At 36.8% G+C, this 7,820-nt stretch carries 8 protein-coding genes; 4 read left to right on the forward strand and 4 right to left on the reverse strand.

Translation table 11 applies throughout. The features are described from left to right. Positions 1-58: 58 nt before the first annotated feature. Entirely contained in the window at positions 59-307 is a 249-nt protein-coding gene (locus tag ACSSV9_RS13295; RefSeq protein ID WP_437347748.1) for a glutaredoxin family protein, read from the forward strand. A 13-nt stretch (positions 308-320) separates the two neighbouring features. Continuing rightward, positions 321-593, forward strand: a complete 273-nt coding sequence (locus tag ACSSV9_RS13300) for a co-chaperone GroES (protein WP_437347749.1) — start codon at positions 321-323, stop codon at positions 591-593. Between the two features lie 63 nt (positions 594-656). On the opposite strand, the gene ACSSV9_RS13305 is transcribed toward ACSSV9_RS13300, so the two are convergent. Genes ACSSV9_RS13305 through ACSSV9_RS13315 form a run of 3 tightly spaced genes read right to left on the reverse strand, consistent with a single transcriptional unit; the run spans position 657 to position 3,370 of the window. Beyond that, the gene (locus ACSSV9_RS13305; RefSeq protein WP_437347750.1) at positions 657-980 is read right to left on the reverse strand and encodes a cupin domain-containing protein; all 324 of its coding nucleotides are present in this window, start codon (positions 978-980) and stop codon (positions 657-659) included. A gap of 3 nt (positions 981-983) precedes the next feature. Further along, on the reverse strand, positions 984-2,147 hold the full coding sequence (locus ACSSV9_RS13310; protein WP_437347751.1) for a thiamine pyrophosphate-dependent enzyme: 1,164 nt from the start codon (positions 2,145-2,147) through the stop codon (positions 984-986). Then, the gene (locus ACSSV9_RS13315) at positions 2,144-3,370 is read right to left on the reverse strand and encodes a mechanosensitive ion channel family protein (protein WP_437347752.1); all 1,227 of its coding nucleotides are present in this window, start codon (positions 3,368-3,370) and stop codon (positions 2,144-2,146) included. Before ACSSV9_RS13315 ends, ACSSV9_RS13310 begins: the two co-directional genes overlap by 4 nt. Before the next feature lie 96 nt (positions 3,371-3,466). On the opposite strand from ACSSV9_RS13315, the gene ACSSV9_RS13320 reads away from it, so the two are divergent. Further along, positions 3,467-4,384 carry an EamA family transporter gene (locus ACSSV9_RS13320; protein ID WP_437347753.1) on the forward strand — a complete coding sequence of 306 codons (918 nt, stop codon included), beginning with the start codon at positions 3,467-3,469 and terminating at the stop codon, positions 4,382-4,384. A gap of 19 nt (positions 4,385-4,403) precedes the next feature. Here the strand turns inward: ACSSV9_RS13320 and ACSSV9_RS13325 are convergent, their stop codons facing one another. Next, positions 4,404-5,195 carry an alpha/beta fold hydrolase gene (locus tag ACSSV9_RS13325; RefSeq protein WP_437347754.1) on the reverse strand — a complete coding sequence of 264 codons (792 nt, stop codon included), beginning with the start codon at positions 5,193-5,195 and terminating at the stop codon, positions 4,404-4,406. A gap of 64 nt (positions 5,196-5,259) precedes the next feature. On the opposite strand from ACSSV9_RS13325, the gene ACSSV9_RS13330 reads away from it, so the two are divergent. Next, the gene (locus tag ACSSV9_RS13330) at positions 5,260-7,698 is read left to right on the forward strand and encodes a sigma 54-interacting transcriptional regulator (RefSeq protein ID WP_437347755.1); all 2,439 of its coding nucleotides are present in this window, start codon (positions 5,260-5,262) and stop codon (positions 7,696-7,698) included. Positions 7,699-7,820 lie beyond the last annotated feature (122 nt).

Here is a 7,820-nt window from a genome sequence, read left to right on the forward strand (position 1 = left end):
CTTGAATCCTTTTCATCCCACTTTCATCATATGCTAAAAAAATTTGTGGTACTTTAAGATGTCTGCACAACCGAAAGTAATAATATTTTCAACACCAACTTGCAGTTTCTGTAATGCAGCAAAGAGATATTTCCGCGAAAAGAATATCCGTTTTAAAGATATCGACGTTACGCGGGATCAGGCTGCAGCCAGAGATATGATGAGACGGACAGGCCAAACTGGCGTACCGGTAATTTTAATCAATAATCAACCAATTGTGGGATTCGATAAACCCAAAATAAACCGTTTGTTAAACATAAAAGATTAGGAGTTGCTGGTTTATGAAAGTAAAACCATTGGACGACAGAGTTTTAATCGAACCTGTCGATGAAGTATCTAAGACGCCATCGGGCATTATAATACCCGATACTGCAAAAGAAAAACCGATTATCGGTAAGGTTCTTGCAGTTGGAACCGACGAAGACTTACGCCAAAATATTAAAGAAGGCGACCGCGTATTATTTGCCAAATACGGCGGCGAGGATATTAGTGTCGATGGCAAAGACCTCAAAATTATTCAGAGGTCGGATATTCTTGCCATAATTGAAGATTAGTAAATTTGCATATGTTCCTTTACTGGTAAAAGCGGTACTGACTTTAATGTCATTACCGCTTTTTTAATAAAAAATTGCCAGCCAGATCGTTTCTTTTTCTGCGGAAGTCTTATCCACACGGTGTTTCAACCGCGAAGGTATTATTAAATAATCCCCCTCTCTGAGCTCGACTTTTTTCCCGTCTTCAAATTCAAGTCGGGCGTATCCTTTTAAAAGTAATACAAATTCATTTTCATCTTGATCATACCAGAAACCTTCCGGACTTTTCTGTCCTTTCGAAATTATTCTTTCTATTCTTAGTTTGTCCGTTCGTAAAATTTCTTCAAAAATTTCATCTGGAATTTTATCGGGAATCTTTTCGTAAAGATTTTTTAATTCTGGCAACATAATTTATTCGGGATAGTTGACAATTATTATTTTCATTTCGTCTGAAACTGCGGCTTCATTTAAAACAGAATCGATTTCGAACATATCCTCAGGATTACTGATTTCGAGTATAAACTTTTCATAGCCTGCGAGAATTCTGAATAGAATGTTTTTACTGATCAATTGCCCTCCGGTTGCAGAAGAGCGGCGATTGTAGAAGATAACAATTTTCAAGGGTATATTTCTTTGAACAGCTTCGATCAATCCAAGATGACCTGCAGATATAAAAGCAAAATCGCCGGTTAATGCCCAAACATTCTTGAATCCTCCGAGATATGCACCCAATGCCAATGGGATCGAGCCGCCCATATAAGTAACAATGTCGATCGAGTTGTACGGTGGAAAAGCAAACGCACTTGACGAGCCTGTATCGCCTGTTGTAATATCTCTCTTAATGTTCTTAAATACTTCGAAAAAAGTGATATACTTAGATGCTCCCTCTTTAACTTTTGGGGTCAAACTTTCGGGCACAATCGGTAATTCTGGACGCGATACAGCTTCGAGATTACCGCCTTCTACTTTTGTCGTTAAAACTTTGTATTGATATTCTGCAAGTAATGGATGAACTACATGGAAATAGATATTTCTTTTATATGAAAAATTCTTTTTTAAATCCAGGCGTGGCTCAAATGTGCACGGTTCATTAATCGTCATGGCATCAATTAGAAGAGCCGCAGGAAGTTTTGTTTTCTCAGAGAGCTGATAAGCCGTGTGTACATCGTCGTAAATTTTTGTTTTATCCGCCTTGATTACGGGAATATTTATGGATCTTAGAATGGGATAAATATCGAGAATATTGTCGGAATGTTTGCCTGTAAAGTCTTCAAAAACAAACAAAACCAATCCTGCTGCTGGTGATGTGTAGAGCGAATCAGTAATACTGTTTGCTGCTTTCATTACACCGTGTGATTTGCAAAGTAGTGCAGAACGTTTCCCGATTATTGATGCTCCGTGTGATATTGTATAGGCAACTTCTTCGTGATACGATATTTTACCAATTTTGCCAGCAATTTCGTTGTACGACATAAACGTTTCGGATGCGCCGAAACCGGGCACAAAAGTAACTACTTCTACTCCGTTGTCGTGGAGTGCCTGACCTAATGCTTTATGGATCGGTTCCATCATCATTTGTATTCTTTTAATGAATTGATCGCTTCTTTAATATCATATCCCGTCGGATTCTGGAATACTCTCAATTCAAATTGGGGAATTACCGCAAGAATATGGTCAAATATATTCGATTGAATTTCTTCGTACTCGTTCCAGTTGGTAGTTTTAGTGAATACGTATATTTCGATCGGCAATCCTTCAGGACCGGGAGGTAAATGCCTTACAAGAAATGTCATCTCTTTGTTTATCTCTTCGCGCTGCAGAAGATATTCTTTGAGATATGCTCTGAATGTTCCGATGTTTGTCATTCTTCTTCCATTGACAAGGACAGAATCGTCGATGTTCCGTTCCTGATTATATTTATTAATTTCCTCTCTTTTCGTTTTTATATAATTTTTTAATAACTGAATACGTTCGAATTTTTCAATCATTTCTTCGCTGCAGAATTTTATACTTGACTGGTCAATATAAACTGACCTTTTGATTCTCCTGCCACCTGCAAGAGTCATTCCCCTCCAATTTTTGAATGAGTCTTCAATTAATTTGTAGGTGGGAATAACTGTAATTGTTTTGTCCCAGTTTTGTATTTTTATGACATTTAAGGAAATATCGATTACCTCGCCGTCTGCACCGTATTTGGGAACCTCGATCCAGTCACCTACCTTTACAAGGTCGTAAGATGAAATCTGAATGCTGGCAACGAATGAAAGAATTGTATCTCTGAAAACCAGTACAAGCACAGCTGTCAGGGCGCTCAGACCACCAATCAGTGCCCACGGCGATTCGCCAAGTAATGTCGATATGAAAATAACTCCACCGAAAATATAAACGATTATTTTTACAACCTGTATGTATCCTTTTACGGGCTTTTCTTTAAATCTTTCCATCCGATTTAAAACGCCCGTAAATCCCGTCAATAAACCATTAATAGTAAAAATGACCAAGAGTACAATAAGCGCATTTACAAAAACATGAATGAAATTTTCAATTGAAGGGATGGTATAAGCGAACAGTTTGATTATTATCAGCGGTGCAATGTAGGAAACGTTTTTAAGAACACGATCGTGCAGTAGAATATCGTCAAACTCAGTTTTTGTGTGACGTACGAATTTTTTTATTAGACGGAGCAAAATATATTTAGTAAGTGCATATACTATTACCGCCAAAAGAAGAATGCCTAAGAACTTAAGGTTCTCGGCAACAAAAGGAAATTTTTTCACAAATTTTTCTATACTTTCCATTATAACAAAATCCTTGAATTACGAAACTAATAAAATAGTTAAGACCGGAATTACCGTAAGAAAATATTATTTTTATATTCACTAATTTAATTGACTATGGTATTAGAGACAAAAACAAAAGCCTACCTGGCGTGGGCTGCAATTTGTATAATTTGGGGGACTACATATCTGGCAATAAGGGTTGGAGTGGAAGATCTGCCGCCTTTATTTTTTGCGGGTTTCAGATGGTTTTTAGCCGGTCCAATTCTATTTTTATTCCTCATGAAAAAAAACTACCGTCTGCCAGAGTGGAACGACATTAAACATTCCACAGTAGTGGGCATCCTGCTATTGGGATTTGGGAATGGATTTGTTGTCTTTTCAGAACAATGGATTCCAAGCGGCCTGGCTGCACTTTTAATAACTACTGTCCCTTTCTGGATTGTTGGCATCGAATCTTTTTATGTAAAAGGAGCGAATCTAAATTTACAAACTGTGATTGGTTTGTTGTCAGGAATGGTGGGTGTAATGCTAATTTTTGGTAGCAATATTATAAGTATTTTTGATTCTCATTATCTTAAAGGTGTGGCAGGACTTTTCGTTGCTGTAACGTGCTGGTCTTTTGGCACAATTTACTCGAAATATAATACGACGAAAGTTCATCCTTTAATGAGTGCCGCTCTTCAGATGACAATTGCAGGTACGTTGATGACTTTAGTCAGTATTATCATCGGAGAACATAGACATCTCAGTTTTACTACAGAAAGCACACTGGCTTTTATCTACCTCTTGATAATTGGATCGTTAATCGGATATGGTTCTTATATCTATGCAATCGAACATCTACCCGTCTCGTTCGTTTCCACTTATGCGTATATCAATCCTATAATTGCAATTTTTCTGGGATGGCTTATTCTGGACGAAGCATTTAATCTGGTATTGCTTTTATCGGCTGCAATAATTTTGACCGGGGTTTATCTGGTAAAAAAGGGGAGTGTGGAATTGAGAATGAAATTAAGCAGGACGGAGAAGTGACCGCCCTGCTAATTTGTAGTTAAATTCTCCTTTTTAGAAAACCTTTGATTAAATCGTTAACTGCTCCAGGATTTTCGACTGGCGACATATGACCCGAAAGTGGGATTATAGCAAATTCAGAATTAGGAATTTGTTCTGCCAGTTTGCGCATTGTTTGATGAGGTGTTAAGCTGTCGAACGAGCCACATAATACAAGAGTGGGAATTTTAATTTCGGGTAAAACATGGGTCGTGTCGGTACGACTCATAATCGCAATTATTGCACCTTTAACTCCTGTGGGATTGTTCCGGTAAGCTTTTTCGAGCGTTGACGTATAATAATTCGCTTTCTTTTTAACTGCCTCTGCAGCAAAGCATGTCGGGACGAATTTATTTATAAATGCCTCGAGTCCTTTTGTATTAATCATATCAATATTTGCAGAGCGTTTAATTTTGCCTTCGTTATTGTCCGCTTCTGCTCTGGTGTCGCAAAGTATTAATGCACCAAATTTATTTTGATTTCTTTCAATGGCTCTCAGGGCAATATAACCACCCATCGATAATCCGCACAAGACCGGTTTACGAAGCTTCAATTCCTTAATTACCATAAACAGGTCATCAACATAAAATTCCATTGTATATTGTCCATCGCCGATATGGCTTTTGCCAAGTCCTCTTACATCGTAAGTTACGCAATAATAATCTTTCTGAAGTTCTTTTACCTGTTCATCCCACATTGTATGGTCGTATGGAAAACCATGTACAAATACTATCGCGTTATTTTTGGGGTCGCCATAAGTATAAACCGCAATTCCGTTGATATTGGTTTTCATTACTATTCCTTTACTTATTTTTTCGTAAATTTATTTCTATTAAGAAACCAAAATAATATTTCTGATGGATAAAAACTATTCGACATTATCGAATTTATTTAAGTACGAAAAAATTATTCGTTTGTCGTTAATATTAGTCGGGTTGCTTATTGCTTTAGAATTAGAACTAATCCGTATCCCTGTAAATAAAGGTTATGAAGAATTGATGCGCTTTATTGGTGGTCCCAAGGAAACCGATAGTTCGATTGTTATTATTCATATTAATTCAGATGACATTGAACAGCTTGGAGGATGGCCTCTTAAAAGAAGTTATTATGCTTTGTTGGTTGACAATCTGAATCGGGTTGGGGCAAAAAAAATTGGAATCGAACTGATGTTTTCTTCAAGACTGGCGTTTCAGGAGATTTATAACGATTTGTTGAACGATGTTTTAGAGAAGTCAAATAATAATATAGTTTTATCTTCCATTATTACAAATTCCGATACGATTATCTATTCACAGCCAAAGTACGAAATCCCTTCGCTCAAAACGGGACACCTGAACTATATTGATTCTGACGGATATTACGTTCCTGAGTTTATATCTGTAAATCGTCGTTACGAGAAAGCTTTTGCAATTGAACTTGCAGGCAAAGACGATGCGGAAGCGAAAGATTTGCTTAAAGTTAATTTTTATAATTCATGGCACAAATTCAAAACTTACTCCTTGATTGAATTCTTCGGAGAATTTGAAAAAAGGCCGGAAAAATTCAAAAATAAATATGTATTAATTGGAGTGAGCGATCCTACCATTGCAAAAACGGTCAAGACTTATTACGATGATGAATTACCGGGTGTCGGATTTCATGCCTTTGTTCTCGATAATATTATTACACACCGATCATTGAATTACAAATACTCAAATTTATTGTCAGTACTTTCAGTGTTGTTCCTCATTGGATTCATTTATTTCTTCCACTTTGGCTCAAATGAAATACGGATTGTTTCATACCTGTTTTTTATACTAATTGCGTCATTTATTCTTTTTAATTACTTCTTCGTAATATTCAATTTTACGATGGCTTTCCTGCCTGCAATTTTATGTCTGGCATTCGAAGTTTATCTTAAAATAATGGTAAACAAACAGCAGGCGACGCATGCGTTGAGCGAAAGCGAGTTGTTGAAAAAAACTCTTGAAAGCAAAGAAGCTTTGCTCGAAAACATTTCTAAGATTTCTGAACAAGCTAAAGGTGAATTGCTAAATCAAATAGAAAAATTAAAAAATGAAATAACACAATTAAAGGAGCTCGAGCAGGATTCACAGCCAGTGGAGAAACACGCAGGAAGGCATCAATTCGAAAATATTGTTTATAAGAGCAGTGCAATGGACAAAGTAATTAAAACAATCGAAAAAGTTGCACCAACAGATGCAACAGTTTTGATCATTGGCGAAAGTGGCAGCGGCAAAGAACTGGTTGCAAGAGCAATTCATAATTTAAGTAATCGTAGAGAGCAGGAATTTATTGCTCTTAATTGTGCTGCTTTGACAGAAAGTTTACTCGAAAGTGAATTGTTTGGATATGTTAAAGGAGCCTTTACAAATGCTCTCAGCAATAAAAAAGGATTATTTGAAGCAGCAGACGGCGGTACCCTATTCCTTGATGAAATTGGGGAAACAAGCGATTCGTTTCAAGCAAAACTATTAAGAGTTATTCAGTTCGGCGAATTTCAGAAGGTTGGCTCCGCTCAAACGCAAAAGGTCAATGTACGTGTAATAGCAGCTACTAATCGAAATCTTGCACGTTTAATTGAAGAAGGTAAATTCAGGGAAGATTTGTATTACAGACTCAATGTACTTAATATCGAAATTCCTCCATTAAGGGAAAGGAAAGAAGATATTCCTGTTTTAGCAGAATATTTTCTCGAAAGAGAGGACGACAATTTAAGGTTTTCAAAAGCCGCACTCGAATGCTTGGTAAAAAATGAATGGAAAGGGAACGTAAGAGAGCTGGAATCGATTGTAAAAAGAGCGGCTATTTTTGCTAAAGCAGAAGAACGCAATATCATTTTGATTACGGACCTGCCCGACGAATACAGGCATTATCGTAAAGCTGACATGGAAAACTTTATTCTCGATTCCCTGCGTGCTAAAAAATTTTCACATTCTTCTGTTGTGGAAACAGCCCGGGAAATTGGAAATGTCAGCCGAACCATCGTAGGTGAAATTTTGCGAGGACTCTTTTTTAAGAATTATGTCCAAAACAATTATAATTTTGAAGCAGCTGTAAAAGCGATAGCCGGAACTGAAGACGAAGAAATATTAGACAGGTTAAAATCGAAGGCTTCCAAGTATATCGAAAATATTAATAACGACCTGAAAAAAATTAAAAGTAACAATTTTGAAGAGGTCAAAAAAGTCTTTGCATCTAAATATAAAAACCTGCCTGTACGTTATCACGATTATCTTGACGATGTTATTAAATATCTACTCTCGGATAAAAATCGGAAGTTAGGTCAATTTTAGTTCTTATGGTTACTTGTACTCGGTCGCTTCGATACGTCCTTACCAGGACTACTCAGCGACCGCACGATGAAAATTTAGAAGATATCTGAATAGACCGAAGAAGCGATTTCCCTTGAAAAATA

Source organism: Melioribacter sulfuriphilus (assembly GCF_051488685.1).
GTDB lineage: Bacteria > Bacteroidota > Ignavibacteria > Ignavibacteriales > Melioribacteraceae > Melioribacter.